The following is a 21,022-nucleotide window of genomic DNA, read 5'->3' on the forward strand; positions in this document are numbered from 1 at the left end:
TTATCTCGTGGTATTTTGCGTCAGCGCGGTTCCCAGCCGCACAGAAACAACGTCCCAATCGATATTCTTAAAATACGCTTCCAAATAAGCCGCTCTCCCCGCGCCCGCCGCCGAAGAAGACCCGTAATCCAAAACATACGCATGCTCCCACACGTCCATGACCAGGACGGGGATGAAGCCGGCGACGTTTCCCGATTCGTGGTCCGTGATCCAGAAGTTTTGGAGCCTCCCCGCCAGCGGGTCGTAGCTCAAGACGACCCATCCCACGCCTCGGAACTTTCCGATTTCCATGAACTGTTTTTTCCATCGGTCGACTCCGCCGAAATCCTCTTTCAACTTCGAAACCAACGGGGAGGAGGGCGAAAGTTCCACGCCCTTCCTCATGGCCCCGAAATAGTATTCATGAAGGACCATCCCGTTGTATTCAAACCCCAATCGTCTTTGGATTTCGGAATGCGCGGCGTTATTCAATTCCTCCTTTGCCTCCGCCACATCCCAGATCAACTTATTGAGCAGGTTAACGTTGGTGACATAGCCCTCGTAAAGTTTCCAATGCTCGTCGATCAATTTACCGGACAACCCGACGAGGCCTTTCGGCTTCAGGTCTTGTCGGACTTGATACGCCGCGTAGCGGTTCTGTCGTATTTGACTCATCTATTCCTCCTTAAGATCGAATCATGACCAAGAGCATTTTGAATGGTCTCACGGCGTTCAAGGCGTGGGGCTTCCCGGCGGGCAGGACGATCATTTCCCCGGCCTTCACCGCGTGCTTATTCCCGGAGATGGAAATCTCCGCCTCACCGTCCAAAACATAAACCAGCGCGTCGAAGGGGGCTGTGTGCTCACTCAACCCCTGCCCTTCGGCGAAGGCGAACGCGGTGACGGTACCCGTCGGTTTGCGCAGGACTTCCCGGCTCACCACGGAGCCCGCCTGGTAGTTCGCCCAATCCTTTAATACGAAAGCGTGCGCCGGCGCTGCCGCTGACGTTTCAGGATTCATGTTCCCGCCTCTCTTGATTTCTTAAACGACCACCCCGCCGCCACTCCAACGATGAACAACACAATCGCCGCGGCGCCCAGGGCAAAAACCGTGTCACCCGGGACCCGCATCCACCGGACGAATTTCAGGACCGGCGACTGCAAGAACTCGGCGCTTCGCGCGGACCAATAACCGTTGCGCACCGACTCCCACGTCTGGGCCAGACCCACCGGCAGAAGGCTCAGGAGGCACATCATCAGGAGTCCGACGTTCATGCCCCAGAACCCGGTCTGGAGCAGTCCCTCGCGCCATTCGCCTTGGGGCTTGTATACCCGCAGGCAAAAAAGCATCAAGCCGATCCCCAGCATGCCGTATACCCCGAACAGCGCCGCGTGACCGTGCAAAGGCGTGGTGTTGAGTCCCTGCATGTAATACAGCGCGATCGGCGGGTTAATCAGGAACCCGAACAATCCCGCTCCAACCAGATTCCAGAAACCCACAGCCAGGAAGAAATAGATGGGCCATTTGTATTTGGCCGCCCACGGCGCCACGTGACCGATGCGCCAGTTCTCCCAGGCCTCGAAACCCACCAGCACCAGAGGGACGATTTCCAAGGCGCTGAAAACCGCGCCCAAAGCGAGGGCGATGGTCGGCGTGCCGGCGAAATAGAGATGGTGCAGGGTCCCGATGACGCCGCCCGTCAGGTAGATCGTCGCCGTAAACAGCGCCGCCCAAGCCGCCGCGCGGGGGTTCACCAGCCCCAATTGCGCGAAGAGGAAGGCGATGACCGCCACGGCGAAGACCTCGAAGAAACCTTCGACCCAAAGATGGACCACCCACCAACGCCAATACTCGACGATGGACAAGGGCGTGTGCTGCCCCCACATAAACCCCGCGCCGTAAAAGAGCGCGATGGCCGCCGTGGAGAAGACGAACAGGCCGAGGAGCGGTCTCTTCTCGTCGGTTCGCCGCAGGGCCGGAAGGACGGACCGGACCACCAGGAACAGCCACAGGAGCAATCCCCCGAAGAGCGCCGCTTGCCAGACTCGGCCAAGGTCCACATATTCATACCCCTGGTGTCCCCACAGGAACGAAGCTTTGGCGCTGGAGAACTTGTGGAACACGCTCGCCCATTCACCGGCCAGTGATCCCACCACCACCAGAACGAGCGCTCCCAAGAGAGCCCACACGCCGATGGCCTGCCCTTTCGGCTCGCCACCGCCCACCACCGGCCCGATGAAAAGACCCGAGGCCAACCAGGCCGTGGCGATCCAGAAGAGGCCCAACTGAACGTGCCAAGTCCTCGTCACGACGTAGGGCAACCACTTGTCCAGGGGGAATCCGTAGAAACCGTTCCCTTCCACGCCGTAGTGGGCCGTGACGACTCCCACCCCGATCTGCGCCAACAGCAACCCCGCCACAACCAAGAAATAGGGAAGGGTTGCTTTTTGGGACGGAGTCGGCGAGAAACGAGCGAGCGGATCCTCTTTCGAGACCGTGTGGACGTCATGACCCTGCCCGTATTTCCCTGCGTAGAACCACACCAATAGGCCGATTCCCGCCAACAAGAGGATGACGCTGGCCACCGAGGAAACCAGGATGGCGGGCGTCGGTTGGTTTCCGATCAGGGGTTCGTGGGGCCAATTATTGGTGTAGCTGTGCCCGGTCCCGGGCCGGACAGCGGCCGTGGCCCATGCCGTCCAAAAAATGAATGCCGAAAGTTCCCTCAGCTTGACCGGATCCGTCAGCGCACCGGCGGGAATGGCGTATTCCGTTCGACCCGACGAGAAAACGTCGGAGAGGTGGGTGCGCACGGCGTCCGCGGCAAGGGCACGGACCGGCGAAACGGTCAACGTCTTCGAAACCGAATTGTAATCGTTCCGGCGATAAAGCTCGGTCAGCCGGGCCTGCAGCGCCGCGCGCTTCTCGAGGTGCAATCCCTCGAAGTTCGCCGCGCCTTCCGCTTTCGCCCATTCGTCCAAGACGGCGACCAGTTCGCGGTGCAGCCAATCCGCCGACCAGTCAGGGGCGACGTAGCTGCCGTGACCCCAAATGGACCCCGTCTCCATCCCGCCAAGGGACTGCCACACATTTTGACCCCGCGCGATCTCGCCGGAGGCGATCACCGTCGACCCGTCCGTGCTGAGGACCGTCTCGGGGATCGGGGGCGCTTTTTGATAAATCTCGTAACCGACCCAGCCCAACACGCCGAACGAAATCCCCGTCACGGCGACGAAGGCGATCCACAATTTCTTCATTTTCTTTCTCCTTGATCCGAGAGGTCTTGACATCTGTAACCAGGCCGATGAAAATCTGATTCTATACTCTCCGAAGGACGTCCGGCGCCTGATTCCGCTCCTCCGGCGCCAGAGGGAGAGGCGAAAACAACCCGACCCGCCAACTCGCAACCCCGGCGTCCGGGAACGCAAAGGCCCTTGAGCTTCAGGCAATTACCCGAGGCCGCATCAATGTGAGGGCATTCAAAGGACACCTGCTTTGGCCTCCGCCATTCCATCCAACATCGTATTCAACAGGTCCTTTGTGCGGTCGAAAGTCGCGGCCGCGCGCATCGCGGCGGGAGCCTGGACGAAAGGCCCCGGCGCCATGCCGTCCACGAGCGCCAGCCACCCATCGATGTCCGACGGGCGGACTTCCCAATGGAACTGCAGCCCGACCGCTCTTCCCTCGTTCAATGAAAATCCCTGGTTCAGACAGGCGGAGCTTGATACTACGCGTTGGGCCCCGTCCGGTATCGCGAAGGTATCCCCGTGCCAATGGAAAGCGGGAACGATCTCAGGGAACCTAAAGAATGGGCTTGACTGAAGAGCCTCCCGAGTCATCGAAACGGGAAACCAGCCGATTTCCCGCTGAAGGTTACGCGTCACCCGCGCTCCCAGGGCTTTCGCCATCAACTGGGCGCCCAGGCATATCCCCAGGGTCCGGACCCCTTTCGCCAACGAAAGCCGAATGAACCTCGTTTCCTCCTCCAACCAGGGGTATTTGTCTTCCTCATAAACATTCATGGGTCCGCCCATGACGACAAGCCATTCCAGATCCCGGAGGTCCGGCAATAAATCCCCGCGAAAAAGGCGGACTTCCCTCAACGTGTGCCCCCGCCGCTCCGCCCATTCGGCGATCAACCCCGGCCCTTCATGAGGGACATGCATCAGGCAATGAATATTCAACTGTTCGCCTCACTCAAATTATAAATGGTAATGGAAAGGACCCGCGGGATAGGGGGCAACGCGCGATTCAGGCGCTCCGCCCAAGGCGCGGGGACGCTTTCTTAAACGACCGGGCGACATGAACCAACGCGCGCCAGGGATGATGCCACGGCATCCGAGGTCCCGCGTAGCGCATGGCTTCCCGGATGCGATCCCGCATGTCCGGTTTATAACAATGGACCGAGCAATCGGCGCAAACGGGTTTCCCCTCGCCGAAAGGACAGCGGTCCAGCCTCGCGTGGGCGTAAGCCAGCAACTCTCCACACGAGGGACAAAGCTCCTCAGAGCCGTGTCGCCCGGAGCAAAACAGGCGCACCATGGCGCCAACGGTCTCTTTTTCTCTCCAAAGGATACTCATCCTTTCCCCCGCCTTATAGAATTTTGTGACAGGCCCGGCGAAAGTCAGTGGCCGCAGCCGCCGAAACAACCCGGCGACTGAGCGGAACGCCCGGAAACCTCGGCGGGATATCGTAGACCCATCTCCTCGGCCACTTTCTCGTATTTCTGACGCGCTCCCGCGTCATCCTTCTCCGTTTCCTCAAACAAACCCAAGAGGGAATTTCTCTCTTCATCGTTCATGGATTGGTCCGCCATGGGGAACAGGATTCCATCCTCTTTCCGGATGTGCCCGCGAAGCAAGAGCGAAAAGGAACGGGAGGCATCGATGAACTTCGACGGTTCGCCGGACTCCAGGGAGGCGGCCATCGCGCGAACTAAGGCCCTGCCTTGTTCATGCTCGGCGAGCATGACGGCGATGGGCCCGGCATGTTCCGGCCAGCCCTTGTCTTTGACGAGGAATGGAAATAGGAAGGTCTCCTCCTTGGCGTGGTGGCGTTTATCCGCGTATTCCCGAAGGAAATCTATCGCGAGGACAGCGTCGCCGTCGATGGAATTCGTTTTTTCGGCCCGTTCGGTCAACCCGTCCAAAGCGCCCAAAACCTTTTCGATCACGCGATGCTCGGACGACAACACGTCGGTCGGTTTCATCAATTTCCCCCTTTCATATCCGGCCGAGGGCGACATCCGCCAAGGTCGTTTGCGACAAAAATCGATCGAAGGCCCTCCGGACCGGCCGCCATCGACATTGAATCCGGCACGACGCGTTGTCGGGGCAAGGCCGATCCCTGAACAAACATTCGGACGGTCCGGGAAAACGTTCCACCGGACCCAAAAGGTCCCGGAGAGTGATCCTTTCGGGGCTCCCGCCCAGACGGAACCCGCCCCCCTTGCCTTTTTTCGATTCCAAAACGCCCCGACGGCTCAACGCCTGGAGAATCTTCGACAAATACAGGGGGCGCGCACCGATAATCTGGGAGATTTTATCCGCGCCCGCATGGCTTCCCTTCGGGAGGCCTCGCAAAATGAGGCAGGCGCGGACGGCGTCGCGGGCGGTTTTTGAAAGCATACTCTCCCCACATAATCGGATACAGATGTCCTATTATATACGGGACAACTATTTTGTCAAGCGAACCGGCTCGTTCAACCTCGCGCCGAGAAGATTTTTTACAAGGGGAGATCGTCTCCATGCTATCCCATCGGCGGCCCCATGAAATTCGTTGACGAATACCGCGACCCGGCACTGGTCCATCAACTGGCGGATCGGATCGGACGGGAAGCGCGCCCCGGCCGCTCCTACCGGTTCATGGAATTCTGTGGAGGGCACACCCACACGATCCATCGGTTTGGGTTGTCGGAACTGCTCCCCCCCTCCATCAAGCTCGTCCACGGTCCGGGATGTCCCGTGTGCGTCCTCCCCGCCGGGCGGATCCAGGCGGCCGTCCGTCTGGCCGTGGGAGAAAGGGTCGTCGTCTGTTCCTACGGCGATGTCCTTCGGGCTCCCGCCGCCGACGGGGAGAGCCTTCTTTCGGCCCGGGCTCGCGGGGCGGACGCGCGGGTCATCTACGCCGCCGCCGACGCGATGGCGATGGCCGCGCGCGAGCCGTCCCGCCCTTTCGTCTTTTTCGCCGCCGGGTTCGAGACGACCGTCCCCGCCACGGCGTGGGTCCTTTTGGAGGCCCGCCGCCGGGGCCTCGCCAACTTCTCCGTCTACTGCAACCACGTCCTGACCCCTCCGGCCCTCCACAACATCCTGGACAGCCCCGCCGTCCGCGCCCACGGCGGACGGCCTTCCCTGGACGGTTTCATCGGTCCTTCCCACGTGAGCGCCATCATCGGCACCCGGCCCTATGATTATTTCGCCCGGGAATTCCAAAAACCCGTCGTTGTCGCCGGGTTCGAGCCGGTGGATGTGATGACCTCCGTCCTGTGGCTCGTCCGGCAAATCAACGAGGGCCGTTATGAAGTGGAGAACGAATACTCCCGCGCCGTCGTCCGCGACGGGAACCTTCCCGCTCAGCGGATGGCGGCGGAAGTCTTCGAACTGAGGAAGATTTTTGAGTGGCGGGGACTTGGGCCCGTCCCCTACGGCGGCCTCCGTATTCGGCGGGCCTTCCGGGAATGGGACGCGGAGGCCCGTTTTGACCTTGCCGCGCCGGCCGTACCGGAACCGCCGGGGTGTCTGTGCGGGGCTATCCTGCGCGGGATGGGCGAACCCCTGGAATGCCCCCTGTTCGGAACCGCCTGCACGCCGGAACGGCCCGTCGGGTCCTGCATGGTTTCCTCGGAAGGCGCTTGCGCCGCTCTTTATCGACACAGTCCCCGGAGGCCGGTCCGGTGAAAATCCTGCTCCTCTGCCACTCCTTCAACAGCCTCGCCCAGCGGCTCCACGTGGAACTCCGAGAACGCGGCCACGAGGCCACCGTGGAATTTGACGTTTCGGACGCCGTCACCGAGGAAGCCGTCCGTCTATTCCGCCCGGACGTCGTTTTGGCGCCATTCCTCAAACGCGCGATCCCGGAAAGCGTCTGGAGGGGCCTCCCATGCCTCGTCGTCCACCCGGGGATTATCGGCGACCGGGGTCCCTCGGCTCTGGACTGGGCCGTCCTCCGTGGAGAGGGGGAATGGGGCGCGACAGTGCTCCAGGCGAACGGAGTCTTTGACGGGGGAGACGTGTGGGCGGAAAAATGTTTCAAAATGAGGGAGGCGACGAAGGGAAGCCTCTACCGCCGCGAAGTCGCCGAGGCCGCCGTCGCGGCCGTCCTGGAAGCGTTGGATAAATTCGCCGACGGGGCGCGGCCCGCACCCCTGGACTATTCCCGGCCCGGCGTTCATGGCCGACCACTTCCTCCCTGTCGATCCGCCGACCGCGCCGTGGACTGGCGGCGCCACGGGGTCGAGGAAGTTCTCCGTCGCGTCCGCGCATCGGACGGGATTCCCGGCGCTCCGGGGAATTTGGCTGGCATCTCGTTGCGCCTTTTCGACGCGCACCCGGCAACCGGAAGCCCCCGTCGAGTCCTGAAGCCCGACGACGCCGGGAAAATCCTAGCCCGGCGGCTCGGCGCGGTCCTGGTCGGCGCCGCGGATGGCGCCGTTTGGATCGGCAGACTACGGCCGGAACCCGACGGAAGCGGACCGCCCCCCTTGAAACTCCCTGCCGTCCGAGTCCTCGGAGTTGCGGTCCTGGCGGGGGTTCCGACGGCCGGCCCGGAAGAGGGCCTGCCGGACATGTCCTACGAGGAACGGAGTCGGGTGGATCCGTTTCCCCTTTTACAACGGGGCCATGGGGACGGCGGATTGCCGGCGGCTCCGGGGACTCCTCCGCCGGGCGAAAAAGGGCCCGGCGAAGGTCCTGGTCCTGGCGGGAGGCCCCGATTATTGGAGCAACGGGATCGACCTTGCCCGGATCGAAGCGGCCGAGAGCCCGGCGGAGGAATCCCTGCGGAACATCATCGCCATGGACGACCTCGCTTTGGAAATCTTGACGACGACGGACCAACTCGTCGTGTCGGCCTTGGGCGGTGACGCGGGCGCGGGAGGGGCCTTCCTGGCCTTGGCGGCGGACCTGGTTTGGATGAGAACGGGGGCGATCATCAACCCCCATTACGCCGCCATGGGAAACCTTTTCGGCTCTGAATACTGGACGTACACCCTGCCGAGGCGAGTGGGGAGCGAGCGGGCCGGCGAACTGGCATCGGTCCTGTGGCCCGTGGGAAGCGCGCAGGCGAGGCGATGGGGACTGGCGGACGATGCCTTCGGCGGAAACGTCGAGGATTTCTTTGCGGAGGCGCATCGGCGCGCGTTGGACTTGGCGAAGGACCCGGTGCTGGTCCGCCTGATCGACGAGAAACGCGTCCGCCGCGCGGCGGAGGAAGCCGCCAAGCCCCTTGCGGAATACCGCCGGGAGGAACTCGACCGGATGCGGATGAACTTCTTCGGCTTCGACCCCAGTTACCACGTCGCGCGCTACAACTTCATTCGAAAAATCCCCAAGTCCAGGACGCCTTCCCACTTGGCCGTCCATCGGAGGATCCTCAGGGGGGTGTGAATGGCGTGGCCGTATGTCGATCCGGTAAGGCGCGGGACAAGCGCTCCTTCCCCGGTGTCAACGGCCAGGATCTGGCTGGTCGCCTTTGGGCTCTGGTGCCTACGCTCGGCTGCCCGCAGCGGGGCGCACGGCGCCCAAATCCTGTTCAGCCTTCACGTCCGCAATGATAATCGGGAAGGCACGCTGCCCTTGGTGTCGCTCAAAGCCATCTGCGGCCCCGGCGATGATGGGTCGCCCACCATCTGCGTCATGCGGTTATGTTCTTAAGAACATAAAAGCAGGACGGTAATGACCGGCTCCGCATCATCGCCGGGGCCGCAGATGGCCTTGAGCGTGACGAGCGGGGGCATGCCTGCCCGGTTATCATTGCGGACGTGGAGATGAAACCTGAGGTAATCCCCGGTGGCGGAACTGCGGATGGCGTGGCGGAGCATGAACAACAGATCCCAAAGCCGCCCATGAAGATCCTGCCCCCACACTCCTTGCGGAACCTCGACATACCGATCCCACACTGCCCGAGTAAGAGCAATGGGGAAGCGGAACCGAAGCTCCTTGTACTCCGACGAATCAGACACGTCAACCAAGAACCCATCCTCAATGGCCTGGGCGCGAGTATAAACGCTGATGACCGGCGCGTCACTGAACAATCCCTGCTTTTGCGTGTGCATGTGTTTCCTCCTTAAGCCGCTTTCCGCGGTGTTTGGGAGAAAAGGAACAACGAGCCTGGGAGGTCCGTCACGCCGGGAGGGGTTGGATCGAAGGAAGGGGACGGGCCTCACCTTAGGCCCCGCACCATCGAGCCCCGGCGCGAAGTGGAGCGAAGCGACCGTAGAGGGTCCGGCCAGGAATAAATGGCCGAAGGCCGTTTCTTTTATGCCTGGGCCGGAGCCCTTGACGTGACCACCTCAGGCCGTTGTTAAACTGAAAAGACACAGGACGGAAAGCGCAAAATCTTGGATCGGCCGGGCTACCGGCCGTCCGCTCCGGGAAGGTTCCCCCCCGGAAAGGATTCCCACATATCGGGAACACGGCCATGACTCCGGCCGTGGAACCCTTAAAGGTCGTGGCTGATTGTGCCGAGCGGCCCAATCTCATTGAGCGGTGATTTCTGCCGCTCAATGGGACGCGAGACCCAATCCGAGAGACGGGAATTTTTCCGTCCTGGCGGACGGCGAAGGCCGGGAGCCGACGGAAAAACCGCAGTATGCCGCCGCCGAAGGCGGACGACGGCCGAGGCCGGGTGGAACCCCGGGCCTCCTGGCCGTCCTGGCCGAAAACTTGGAGGCGCATCCTGCGGCCGGATCGAGGGAACAGCCGCGACCGGTTTTAGTAAAAAGGCCTTAAATTGGATCGCGGATGGGCGAAGTTGGATTGATTTTCAGGCTGTCTGGATTTGTTTGAAAGCTGATGTCAATGAACTGCGGTTTTGGTCCGCCCATGTGATGGCGTCACTTTTTTGAGCTGTGGGGACAACAGCTTTTCTTTTGTAGCCGTCCCTTCGATCTCGCCAAATTTCAAATAGGTTGGGAACTCCCACCATCTTGAGACGCTCCGGGTTGCGATCGGGGAATCGAAGTCCAAGGCGCTCGAACATACCAATAAATCGGTCTTCAACAAATTTGCTTAACTGTGAAATCTCCTGGCACTCACTGCAACACGCCAGGGATGCCGCCTTACCCTCCGTCTTGTTGCTGATGCTTGTCGCGCGTGAAATGAGGGAGTCCCTTCGGTCAAATGGTATTTTTTTGGTTTTCCTATTCATGTTTTCCACATTGGTCATTTCTTGAATGTCCGCGCGGAATTTCGCCAAGGTTTTTGATCCCGGGAAAATCTGATTTGTTTGAGCTCTAAATCCAACGAACTCAACGCCATCGGAGTTTGTTCGCCTGATTTTTGTTTTTGCCTTCGGGTCAGATGAAAGCTCATGCATGTTCAGACCCATCGAAATCAGAAGATCTCGCGCCAGGGTATATGCGCTTTTGGCCCGTTCCTCTGTTTCAGCAAAGATGATTATGTCGTCAGCGTACCGCAGCATCTCCCAACCAGCATCGGTCATTTTTAGATCGAAGTGGGACAAGTATAGGTTGGCGAGAAGAGGGGAAAGCGCGCTCCCCTGAGGAATCCCTCTATCGTCATTTTCGAACAGGGCCTTATCATTATCGGCCACCATCGGACCGATATTTGTTTCGAGGTCTATCGCCTCTTGGAGAAGACTGTCCAGTGAGGAGAGTCTTTGCACTTTAAAGAGGGCCTTCGACAGTCGCTCTTTATCCACCGTTTCAAAATAACTTTGGATGTCCGCTTCCAGAACGAAATCGTATCGCATACCCAGTTCTCGGGCGTGTTCAATAGCGCGGAAAACACCGCCCTGGTCTTTATTATGATCCTTGCTTTTATACGCATAGCTGAATGGTGCGTTCAGGGGGGAAAGTCGTGGCTCAAGAAATATTTGGAGCGCCTTCAATACTATTCGATCTTTAACAGTAGGAATTCTCAGGGGGCGAGATGTCCCATCCGCTTTCGGAATCGTAACGCCCTTTAAAGGCTGGAACTTGAAGGTCTCATTTTTAAGGTCTTGGGATAGTGAGCGCAACTTCGGGCGGAGCTGATCGGCAAAATGCTTGATAGTCTCCCCGTCAATGCCGGGCGCTCGGGAAGAGCGATTTATTCTATACCAGGCGAGTTCAAGAAAATCTGCCCGGGCGAGCTGTTGGAAGGATGGGATAGCCATATGCTTGGAAATTGGGGGGTTGGTTTAAGCACGGCGCCAACTACAGACTTCCTCCTGTTGCCGTTCGCCTGCTTCCTGGCCAGGATTTCTCCCTGCCCGTCTGCAAGCTCCCGGTCGGTCGGCCCATCGTAGGAACCTCCCCGAGCCTTCAGCCATGCCGCTGGCCCGGAGGGTCCAAACGAGGTGCCCATAGGTTCCGCTGAAACTTCCGGTAACGACTAACGCAAGAAACAGGGCGTGAGCCGCCACCGGAGCCCGCACGGAAACCGCGAACCCAGCTTCGAATTCCATCTTACCACGGCGCGTTTTTTCGTCAAGGCTCCTCCATGTGCGCGACACAACGGCGATTCGTCTACCGAGTGGTCAGCGCGACACGACGGGCCGCAGGGTTCACTGCCCGGACGTCGTTTGAAGTGCCCGCCCGTCGGGAAGGTCTTCCCCGCCCGGGCCTGCGCGCCCCGCCTCGCTTGATTCTCTTCACTAGCCAACAGCACCAACCCCTTGTGCCGGCAGTTGTCAGCTGGTTGAGACTTCGGATGAGCCTGTTGCCGTTCGCCTGCTTCCTGGCCAGGATTTCTCCCTGCCCGTCTGCAAGCTCCCGGTCGGTCGGCCCATCGTAGGAACCTCCCCGAGCCTTCAGCCATGCCGCTGGCCCGGATGATCCCAACGAGGTGGAACGGGTTTATTCTATCATTCCTGACCATAGTGCGCAAAACAACAATAATTAGAAATACTGTTATTGTTATTCATAACGCCGCCGCCGAAGGCGGACGACGGCCGAGGCCGGGTGGAACCCCGGGCATCCTGGCCGTCCTGGCCAAAAACTTGGAGGCGCATCCTGCGGCAGGATCGAGGGAACAGCCGCGACCGGTTTTCCAGCTTCGGCGTATTGGTTTTGTTCCCCCCTGTTGAAAGGTTGTAAAATCGTTTGAAGAAATTAGGGACGGTGTCCATCCTGAATTCTCCGGGGAATTCTTTCTATGGTCCGACGTTCTTGGTCATGGCGGGGGGTCTTGGACGGGTCGAAAGGAGGGTGGCGGCTTGTTCTCCCCCTTGTTTTCGCCTTCGGTGCCTTGCCTGTCCCCAATGTTCACGGGGCCGACCGGACCCTGATCGGTTATTTCGACACGGGCAAGCGGACGGCTTTGGAGGATTTTGAAGAAGAAGGGCTGGACGACGAGTACACCTACCGGAATTATCACCTCAAATACAACGACTCCCCCGCCGACAACCTCGAATACGAAGTGAGCACCTTCCAGAAGTTCCGGGACTACAAAGACACGAACGCGCTGGACAACCGATCCTCGACCTACAAGGGGAAGGCGGCCTATGACTTGGCGGGGGAGAAGAAACAGACCCGGCAAGTGGGCCTGGAAGTGAAACACCGGGAGAAACGGTTCAACGACACCCCTCGGAATGAGTTTGAGCAAAACAGCGCGTCGTCCTTTTTCACCAAGGCCGCGAAAGACCTGTATCGGTTGACGGTGGAAGGCGGGATGGATGCCTACCGATACGAACACGCGGAGGAGAAGGACGAAACCACCTGGATCGGACGGATCAACGGGAACCGCTATTTCGACGGAAACAGGGTGAATCTCACGTCGTCCTATAGCATCGCCAGGACGGAAAAGGAACGGGCCTTCAAAAAACGAACTAAACAGGCCTGGACGGGGAAAGGGGCCTACAAATTCGACAATCCGATGATCAACAAAGCGACGCTTCGGGCGAACGTGGGCCAACGGGACACCAAGGAAGATGACGAGTCGGACATTGATTACGATTACCGTTATTGGACCGTCAACGGACAGACCTATCACGACATCGGGGAGAACACGGACACAACCCTCGAATACGAACACTTTGAGAAGAATTACCTCTTTTACAACCGGGACCATCGGGGGTATTCGATCCAGAACGAATGGAAGCGGGTCTTCGTGAAAAACGAGAAGGCGCGATGGTGGGCGTCCGTCCTGGTGGGGCATCGGGAAGCTAAATTCGCGTTGATCTCCGGCAACAACTTAAAAAGGAAACCGTCGAGTTGAAAACGGTCTATTGGCGGAAAAAGACGTGGACGGCGACGCTCCTGGCCGAGGTCAACACCTACTATTACCGGGATTCTCAAAAGGACAAGAAGCGATACAAGACGACGATGATTTGGGATAAGGATTTGGCGGAGGGCTTAGAGATTTCCTTGGAAGGGAAATACACCTTCACGGATTACAGGGCCAAGAACAACACGGAGCGGGCGGCCTTCCGGGTGAGTTTCAGTTACGGGTTTTAACCGAGGCATTAACGAGGGAACCTTCGGAGCGGAGAACCGGACCATGACGGACAACTTCATCACCTACAAGGGCGGCTACAAATACCAACTGAAACGCCCCTATGTCGTTCGCGTTTCCCTTGTCCCCCCCGCCGCGATTCGGACCGACTACGTTTCGCTCGACACCACGGGGGAATTGAGAATCAAAGAGGGTTACGCCTGGGACGGCCCCTCCGGCCCAACGGTGGACACGCTTTCTTTTATGCGGGGTTCCCTCGTCCATGACGCCCTCTATCAATTGATGCGGCTCGGCCACCTGGACCCCGCCGTTGACCGCGTGGCGGCGGACAAGACGCTCCGGGTTCTGTGTCTGGAAGACGGCATGTGGTCGGTATGGGCTTGGTTAGTTTACTACGGGGTCCGGTGGTTTGCGGACTACGCCGCCGATCCGGCGGAAGAGAAACCTTTAACCTACGCGCCGAAGGGCGCGAAATCGTAAGGAGGAGACATCTATGGGGCATCCCCCATCCGAAGTAACGGCCAATGAGGCGTTGGGCAAGGCGGTTGTGTTGTCTGATTGGGTGAATTATCAGCAGGGCTCCGTCGTGAGCCGGGAGATCATTCGGAAAAACACGGGGACGGTCACTGTGTTCGCTTTCGATGAGGGGCAGGGCTTGAGCGAGCATACCGCCCCCTTCAACGCGTTGGTCCACGTTTTGGACGGCGAGGCGGAGATCACGATTACCGGGAAATCACACGCGGTCAAGGCCGGGGAGATCATCATCCTGCCCGCCGGGCAGCCCCACGCCCTTAATGCCGTGAAGAGATTTAAGATGATGCTTGTAATGATCCGATCATAGGAGGCTGGAAAATGAAACCACATGGATTGTTTGGCTTTCTTTTGGCGGTTGGCGCCCTGGCCACGCCGCATATTGCCTCAGCCCATTGCGACACGATGAACGGGCCGGTGGTAACGACAGCGAAAGCGGCCTTGGACAAGGGAGACGTCACCCCCGTGCTTAAATGGGTGAAGAGGGACGACGAAGCGGAAATCCGGCGAGCGTTCAAGGAAACCCTGGCCGTACGGAAGAATGGGCCGGAGGCCAAAGACTTGGCGGACCGTTTCTTCTTTGAAACGTTGGTGCGAATCCATCGGGCCGGAGAGGGGGCGCCCTTCACCGGTTTGAAATCCGTAGAGCCAGGTGAGGCGGTAGAGGCGGCGGACAAGGCGCTGGAAACCGGGTCGGTGGATTCCCTGGCGAAAGAAGTCTCCGAGTCGGCGGGGAAGGGCATCCGAGATCGTTTTCAAAGGGCGTTGGAGAAGATGAAACACGCCGACGAAAGCGTGGAGGCGGGGCGGGAGTATGTCGAAGCCTACATTGAGTATGTCCATTACGTTGAACGCCTCCACGGGGACATCCTAAGGTCGGGGGGAGAGCACGAAGGAAATCATGAGGGCGGCGAGATTCACGCCCATTGAACCGATAGGAGGCCTTATGCCGAAAAACGCGACGGACATTTTAGAAGCCGAACACGTCTTCATCCTCAAAGTGGTGGCCGCGATGGTGGCCATGACCGAGAAACTCGAAAAGGGCGGAGACGTAAGCCCGGACACCCTGCGCCGGACCGTGGAGTTCTTACGGACCTACGCGGACAAGTTCCACCATGGGAAAGAGGAGGCGCATCTGTTCACGCTTCTCGAAAAAAAGGGGGTTCCGACAACAGGTTGTCCTCTTGCCGCGCTGATGTTCGAGCACAAGTCGGGGCGGTCGTTGGTCGGAAAGTTCGCTGAGGCTGTTGAATCCTACGCCAAGGACCCTCAAGCCGGGCGCGTGGGTCTCGCCGCCAGCATGAAACCGCTTGCGACGCTCTATCCAAACCACATTTGGAAGGAGGACTATTTGCTGTCGCCCATGACAGGCAAGGTTTTAAATGCGGCGGAACAAAAGATTCTTTTGGAGAAGTTCATTGCGGTGGAGAAGGAGTTGGGTGAGGAAACACATCGGGAATGGGAAAGGTTCGCGGAGGAATTGGGAAACATGGTTTGAGGGCGACACCGAAGGGGAGCCCGAGCGTCGGGACGACGCCGGGCCGAAGCCCCGAGGGCGAGGTCCACGGTGGAGTCCTCCGAGACTCCGAGCGAAGCGAGGAGGCGAGATGCCTTTGGTGGGAAAACGCAAAGGAAGGCTGAAAAATGAAATCGCGGTCTGGCGGTTGGTATTCAAGGACCCCGCGACACCGAAGATTGCCAAATGGTTTCTTGGTTTGGCGGTGGGATACCTGCTTTCGCCTGTGGATTTGATCCCGGATTTCATCCCCGTGTTGGGATATCTGGACGATTTGATCGTGGTCCCGGCGTTGTTCTTTGTCGCGTTCCTGCTGGTGCCAAAGGATGTTAGGCTCCGGTGTCGGGAGGCGGTGGAAGCTTCCGAGACTCCAAGCGTAGTGAGGAGGCGAGATGCCTAAAGATTCCGTATTGACGACGACGGGATACAACAAGCTCGTCGATGATTTGAACAAGATCATCAACGAGGGCCGGGCGCGGGTGAAAACCGCCGCGAACATGGAGCTTGTGCGGACCTATTGGGCAGTGGGCCGCCGGATCGAGGAAGAGGGGTTGACCGAGACCGCCGGGTACGGCGATGCCATCATGGAAAAGTTGGCGGTCGCCCTGAAAACGGACCGCTCCACCCTGGTCCGGTGCATTCAGTTCTACAACTTTTACCAGAAGGGAGCGCCAGAAAGCTCCATCCCTTGGACGTCGTGGCGTCTCCTCTTGACCGTTGGGAACGAGAAAGAGCGCGCCTATTACATCGAGAAAGTGGAGAAAGAGCATTGGAGTTACGAAAAGCTCGTGGAGGCGGTCAAAGACGACTCCGCCGTCACCCCGTCGGGTAAGGGCGGGAAGAAGTTGACCCGCCCGACTGGCGGCCCCTTTACCTACGTCGCCACCATCCTCCGCGTCGTGGACGGCGACACCCTGCTTGTAATGGCCGATCTCGGGTTTGAGGTCTGGAAGGAACAGCGGCTCCGGCTGGCCTGTGTGGACACCCCGGCTTTGGGTGAAGACGGCGGGCCGGAGGCCCAAGAGTATGTCCTGAGCCAACTGGCGAAGGCCAAGAGGGTGGTGATTCGGACGGGGAAGGTGGACGCCCACGGTCGTTATGTGGCGCATGTTTTCTACACCCTGGACCCGGAGATGGCGCGGGAGAAGGTATTCGAGGAAGGGAATTGGCTGAACCAGGAACTGATAAACCGGGGGTTGGCGAGAGCGGTATCGGGTTTCTGATTTTCGGGCGGGAGCCCGGAGAAAATCAGAGGTAGACGCCGGTGAGGAGAGGGTTTCCCCACCGGCGTCTTGTTTTTTGGCCGTCGCGCGGGGTTGGCGCGGACGGCGAGCCCGTCGCGCCGATGGCGCGAGGGTGAGCTGTCTGGGCGATCCCTGGGGTTGGGGAGCCGTCGTCATGGGCGCGGCCGGGGAGGTTTTCCCCCGGCGAGAAAGAAGGCCGAGACCCTGGAAGGGTGAGGCCGCAAGACGCGGAGCGTCGAGAGGGTTTCCGCAAGGGCAACCCCGAAGGGCGAGCCCAAGCAGTCTGGACGGCGCCGGGCCGAAGCCCGGAGGGCGAGGCCACTGGCGAAGACTTCCGAGAATCCGAGAGGAACGAGGATTCGAGGATAGCCGCCGGGTTGATCTTGACCCCGGTGTCCCTGGCGGCCAAGCCGGGCGGCCGACGGTTTTCCGGCTGGCCCTGGCATGGCCACCGTGTAATGGATGGCTTTTCCACCCGCAGACGCGGCGCTCCGGCGCATGGTTCCCGCGCCCGAGTGCGCCCAAGTGCGTCGAGGACGTTACGCGCAGATTTTGCGCGCGGCCTCTGGCCGGGATTGTCATGGGGTGGGCACGGGGGAGGGGGGTTGCGCCCCGGTGGGCTGCGCCCCCGCCCCGTGCGCGGCCGTTTTTTGGCCGCGCACCTGGCCGGGCCGTCGGTGACGAAGCGGAGACGAACGAAAGCGGATGAGATGAACCCAAACCCACCGACGGAACTACGGAGCAAAGCCCGGGGGGAGGGGGCGCGTTTAGACCACCGCAAATAGATCCGAGCTTGCGATGGCAACCACTTCTGATTTTGTAGTGAAGCGACCCCCCCCTTTGGACGAAATACCCCCCCAGAGTATTTCCCCCCGCCCCGGCGGATTCCGGCACATGGCTCCGGCGGGTTGCGCCGCACCTTTTGGGAGCTGTGAAGAGAAACCCGCCTGGGAGACGGCACCAAAAACACCGAACAAATAGTGCCTGACAGGCACAACTAAACGACCCCTGTCGGGGCGGTTTTCAGCCCCGACACCGATGGCCGGGCCGGGGGGCCGCTTCCACTTTGGGTTTAGGTTTGCGCGCGCCCCCCCAAAAGGCCACCGGCCAACGGCCCGGCCCCCCGGCCCGGACAGCGGGCCCGCCAACGGCGGGCGGGGGCGTGACCTGCACCGGGCGACGGCGGGTCAAGTCCGGGAGGGCGACACTCTGCGGGGGGGTGGTTTGGTTTGGCCGAAGATCGGAGCGGACAGCGTCACTTTCCCGCCGGACGATTCCACCGCCAGCACCAGACGAGCGGCCTGGACCGCCGCGCGGTTCTTGTGGCGGGCCGGGCCGCGGCCGGGATTCTCCGCCGGACGACACAGGGCGGGGGTTTCTGTCCGAGCGCCGGGGCGATGGTTCCCTTTCCCCGCCAGAGACACAGCGCCGGGGTTTTCTCCGAAAACCGGAGCGGACAGCGTCACTCTCCCGGCCGGACGACTCCACCGCCAGCGACCAACGAGCCCGCCTGGACCGGCGCACGTTTCTCGTGCCGGGCCGGGCGGGCGGCCTTGTCTTTCCACCGGACGACACAGGGCGGGGTTTTTGTTCGAGCGCCAGGGCGATGGTCCCCTCTCCCCGCCAGCGGCACAGCGCCGGGGTTTTCCGGCGGAGCGCCACGTTCGCCCCGCCTTTCCCCAGCCATGCTCAAGCGCCCGGGTTTTCTTTCCAGGCGCGGGACCCGCTTCTTTCCGGGGGATGGCTTCTTCTGGTTTTCGCGGCGGGCGGCGTCCATCCGTCGGGAAAACGAAACCGGGCGGGATCATCCCCACGCGCCCGAATGACGATCCCCGGTCCCGATTCACGAAACAGGGCGGGGGTTTTCCCCGGCGGCGTAGCCGCCGGGAAAGATCGTCCCGGCGTTCGGCGGCGGTGGCTTCCGGTTTTCCAGGGGACGACAGCCGGGACCGTCATCCCTCCGGCCGGGACGAAGACGACGCCCGTCGGCGGTGTCCATCCATCCGGCGGGACGACGAGGACGGGCGGCGGGATCATGTCGGCGTGTGGTTGTGGCGTCCTTCCCGCCGTGACATGGCGGCGGGTTCTGTCCCCGCCAACGATGACGCCGCCGTCAAGAACGACGACGCGGCGGGATGTCGGATGGACAACGGGAGGCGGCGGCTTTGTCCATCCTCTCGTCATGCTTCGCAGTGACGACGATGCGGCGGTGTGACTGATGGGATCGTGAGGCGCGGAGCGCCGTCCCTTCTCGTCATGCGTGATCAGCGAAGACGACGCGTCGCGGTGTGTCGCGCGCTGAAAGGCGGCGGGTATAACCGTCACAAATTCAATTTTGAAAGGTGAAGGATGAATTCCCGACGGAAAAATCGGCCCCTCACCCGGCCTTCGGCCACCCTCTCCCAAGGGGCGAGGGGAACGTCCGCCCTCTCCTGCCCCGTCCGGGGCACCCTCTCCCGCACGCGGGCGAGGGGAATTCAAACGCGGCCCGATTTGGGTGCCCAATGAATTGGGCAACTACACCCCTTGGCGGTTCACCGGCTCAGCCGGACGGACGTAGAACTCCCGCGTGAGGCGGAAATTGTCCCAGTAGTTGTGGGCGATATTTGGGAAGGAGAAGATAATGGTTTTTGAATTTCCATCTATCGCAAGATTTCGATCGGTATCTAACCACGAAGAGGAGTCCGTCCCTATGTGGGGGACGGGCTCTTTTTTTTTGCGGGTGGCGGAGTCGTCCGCCGCGAACCCGGAGGACCGGGAAATGTCGGCTGGACGGCCTTCTCCATTCAACGAAGGACGGCGGAGTCCGTCCCCATCCCGACCCGGAGACGTCTCCTCATGATCGGACGACGGACTCTTTTCTCCGTCGGAAAACGACGTCAACGGCAGGGGACGGCGGCCCTCGACCTCGACCGCCTCACCCCCGGAGGAGAGGGCCGGGCGGCGGAGGTCCGCACCGGCATAGACGAACTCCACCGAGATCGTCTTTTGCGAATACTCCACCTTTTTGATCCATCGCCGAACCTCAAGAGTCTTTTCAATTCCAACACCGCGCGCGAAACCCAACCCCGAAAAGGTAGCCCCCACCCTGCCTCCCGCCCCCGGCGTGGGCGGGACAGCCGGAGCCCTTCTCCCGGCCTCTTCCCCGCCGGGGAAGAGGAGAAAATCAAGAAGGTGGGAATCCTCTCTAATCAAAGACCCGAACCAAGGTCAAAAGCTGGAAAGGCTTTCGCGCCCGGAAACCAATGGCCCGCTAAGCGAACCCTTTTTCGCGCCCGAAATCCAGAGGCCCGCTACCGCCATTTGCCGGTTCTCGGGAACCGGCAAACCGTGGTGAAAGTTAATCTTTTACGAAGATGTTCGGTTATCGACGCAATCCAAAAGTGAGGAGCCAATAATGAAAACATCGAATACGCTGACCCTCGACGCCCCCGAAATACAAAAGCCCGCGAAACCCGTCCGTTGCGCGGTCTACACCCGCGTTTCCACCGACCAACAGGCGGAGGTGAAATTTAATTCGTGCGAGGCCCAGGAGGAACGCATCAAGTCGTTCATCGCCAGCCAGGAGAACTTCGTCCTGTCGAAAGTCTATTCCGACCCCGGTTTCACGGGGGCCAACACGGACAGGCCCGGCCTTCAAAAGATGCTTCAAGACATCCGTTCCGATTCCGTGGATATGGTCGTCACTTACAAGATCGACCGGCTCACGCGTTCGCCCCGCGATTTCTACCAGTTGATAGAGCTTTTTGAGGCCCATCACGCGGGGTTCATTTCGGTGACGGAACGTTTCGACACCTCCACGCCCGCGGGACGCCTCCTCCGCAACATCATGCTGACCTTCGCCCAATTCGAGAGGGAGTTGACCTCCGAGCGAATCCGCGACAAGGTTTTGCAACGGGCGCAGAGGGGGCTTTATACCGGCGGTCATGCGCCCTTCGGTTACGTAATCCAGGAGGGGAGAATCACCATTGAAAAGAAACGGGCCGACATCATCCGCGCCATTTATGACCTGTACGTCGAATCCCGCTCCGTTCAACAGATCGTCAAAATGCTTGCGGACAAGGCCATCCTTTCCCGAAACGGCAAGCCGCTTAACGACACCTTCGTCTACCACGTCCTGAAATGCCGGGTCTA

Annotated in this window: 19 protein-coding genes and 2 pseudogenes; 11 read left to right on the forward strand and 10 right to left on the reverse strand. The window is 60.4% G+C overall.

Going from position 1 to position 21,022, the window contains the following annotated elements; translation table 11 throughout:
• From IPI56_06715 to IPI56_06745, 7 genes are all read right to left on the reverse strand, one after another.
• On the reverse strand, window positions 1–654 hold the full coding sequence (locus tag IPI56_06715; GenBank protein MBK7545419.1) for a superoxide dismutase: 654 nt from the start codon (window positions 652–654) through the stop codon (window positions 1–3).
• 10 nt (window positions 655–664) lie between these two features.
• A complete protein-coding gene (locus IPI56_06720) occupies window positions 665–1,000 on the reverse strand; it encodes a cupin domain-containing protein (GenBank protein MBK7545420.1) in 336 nt (111 codons plus the stop codon).
• The gene (locus IPI56_06725) at window positions 997–3,237 is read right to left on the reverse strand and encodes a nitric-oxide reductase large subunit (GenBank protein MBK7545421.1); all 2,241 of its coding nucleotides are present in this window, start codon (window positions 3,235–3,237) and stop codon (window positions 997–999) included. Before IPI56_06725 ends, IPI56_06720 begins: the two co-directional genes overlap by 4 nt.
• Window positions 3,238–3,459: 222 nt before the next feature.
• A complete protein-coding gene (locus tag IPI56_06730) occupies window positions 3,460–4,146 on the reverse strand; it encodes a type 1 glutamine amidotransferase (protein MBK7545422.1) in 687 nt (228 codons plus the stop codon).
• A gap of 85 nt (window positions 4,147–4,231) precedes the next feature.
• Window positions 4,232–4,561, reverse strand: a complete 330-nt coding sequence (locus IPI56_06735; GenBank protein MBK7545423.1) for a nitrous oxide-stimulated promoter family protein — start codon at window positions 4,559–4,561, stop codon at window positions 4,232–4,234.
• A gap of 44 nt (window positions 4,562–4,605) precedes the next feature.
• Window positions 4,606–5,190, reverse strand: coding sequence for a hemerythrin domain-containing protein (locus IPI56_06740; protein ID MBK7545424.1), 585 nt, complete (start codon window positions 5,188–5,190; stop codon window positions 4,606–4,608).
• A gap of 13 nt (window positions 5,191–5,203) precedes the next feature.
• Window positions 5,204–5,608, reverse strand: a complete 405-nt coding sequence (locus tag IPI56_06745; GenBank protein MBK7545425.1) for an Rrf2 family transcriptional regulator — start codon at window positions 5,606–5,608, stop codon at window positions 5,204–5,206.
• Window positions 5,609–5,749: 141 nt separating this feature from the next.
• Between IPI56_06745 and hypD the strand changes: the two genes are divergently transcribed.
• Both hypD and IPI56_06755 read left to right on the forward strand, forming a co-directional pair.
• Window positions 5,750–6,880 carry a hydrogenase formation protein HypD gene (gene hypD / locus IPI56_06750; GenBank protein ID MBK7545426.1) on the forward strand — a complete coding sequence of 377 codons (1,131 nt, stop codon included), beginning with the start codon at window positions 5,750–5,752 and terminating at the stop codon, window positions 6,878–6,880.
• Window positions 6,877–8,587: pseudogene (locus tag IPI56_06755) on the forward strand (hydrogenase maturation protein). Before hypD ends, IPI56_06755 begins: the two are co-directional and overlap by 4 nt.
• Before the next feature lie 263 nt (window positions 8,588–8,850).
• On the opposite strand, the gene IPI56_06760 reads toward IPI56_06755, so the two are convergent.
• Window positions 8,851–9,255 (reverse strand): hypothetical protein, encoded by a 405-nt coding sequence (locus IPI56_06760; protein ID MBK7545427.1) that lies wholly within the window; start codon window positions 9,253–9,255, stop codon window positions 8,851–8,853.
• Between the two features lie 710 nt (window positions 9,256–9,965).
• Window positions 9,966–11,318 (reverse strand): hypothetical protein, encoded by a 1,353-nt coding sequence (locus IPI56_06765; GenBank protein ID MBK7545428.1) that lies wholly within the window; start codon window positions 11,316–11,318, stop codon window positions 9,966–9,968.
• Window positions 11,319–12,391: 1,073 nt separating this feature from the next.
• Between IPI56_06765 and IPI56_06770 the strand changes: the two genes are divergently transcribed.
• From IPI56_06770 to IPI56_06805, 8 genes are all read left to right on the forward strand, one after another.
• Window positions 12,392–13,360, forward strand: coding sequence for a hypothetical protein (locus tag IPI56_06770; protein MBK7545429.1), 969 nt, complete (start codon window positions 12,392–12,394; stop codon window positions 13,358–13,360).
• A complete protein-coding gene (locus tag IPI56_06775; GenBank protein MBK7545430.1) occupies window positions 13,357–13,599 on the forward strand; it encodes a hypothetical protein in 243 nt (80 codons plus the stop codon). The genes IPI56_06770 and IPI56_06775 overlap by 4 nt, the downstream gene beginning before the upstream one ends.
• A gap of 43 nt (window positions 13,600–13,642) precedes the next feature.
• On the forward strand, window positions 13,643–14,077 hold the full coding sequence (locus tag IPI56_06780) for a hypothetical protein (protein ID MBK7545431.1): 435 nt from the start codon (window positions 13,643–13,645) through the stop codon (window positions 14,075–14,077).
• 13 nt (window positions 14,078–14,090) lie between these two features.
• Window positions 14,091–14,438, forward strand: a complete 348-nt coding sequence (locus IPI56_06785) for a cupin domain-containing protein (GenBank protein ID MBK7545432.1) — start codon at window positions 14,091–14,093, stop codon at window positions 14,436–14,438.
• An 11-nt stretch (window positions 14,439–14,449) separates the two neighbouring features.
• Entirely contained in the window at window positions 14,450–15,058 is a 609-nt protein-coding gene (locus tag IPI56_06790; GenBank protein MBK7545433.1) for a hypothetical protein, read from the forward strand.
• 16 nt (window positions 15,059–15,074) lie between these two features.
• Window positions 15,075–15,626: a hemerythrin domain-containing protein gene (locus IPI56_06795; GenBank protein ID MBK7545434.1), complete on the forward strand. Its 552-nt coding sequence runs from the start codon at window positions 15,075–15,077 to the stop codon at window positions 15,624–15,626.
• A 109-nt stretch (window positions 15,627–15,735) separates the two neighbouring features.
• On the forward strand, window positions 15,736–16,044 hold the full coding sequence (locus IPI56_06800; GenBank protein ID MBK7545435.1) for a DUF1232 domain-containing protein: 309 nt from the start codon (window positions 15,736–15,738) through the stop codon (window positions 16,042–16,044).
• Complete coding sequence (locus tag IPI56_06805) at window positions 16,037–16,867, forward strand: thermonuclease family protein (GenBank protein MBK7545436.1); 831 nt, start codon at window positions 16,037–16,039, stop codon at window positions 16,865–16,867. Before IPI56_06800 ends, IPI56_06805 begins: the two co-directional genes overlap by 8 nt.
• 2,538 nt (window positions 16,868–19,405) lie before the next feature.
• Here the strand turns inward: IPI56_06805 and IPI56_06810 are convergent.
• On the reverse strand, window positions 19,406–19,975 hold the full coding sequence (locus tag IPI56_06810; protein MBK7545437.1) for a hypothetical protein: 570 nt from the start codon (window positions 19,973–19,975) through the stop codon (window positions 19,406–19,408).
• A gap of 310 nt (window positions 19,976–20,285) precedes the next feature.
• On the opposite strand from IPI56_06810, the pseudogene IPI56_06815 reads away from it, so the two are divergent.
• A pseudogene (locus IPI56_06815) lies at window positions 20,286–20,798 on the forward strand (recombinase family protein).
• The last annotated feature ends 224 nt before the right edge of the window (window positions 20,799–21,022 follow it).

Source organism: Elusimicrobiota bacterium, assembly GCA_016706425.1.
Lineage (GTDB): Bacteria > Elusimicrobiota > Elusimicrobia > FEN-1173 > FEN-1173 > JADJJR01.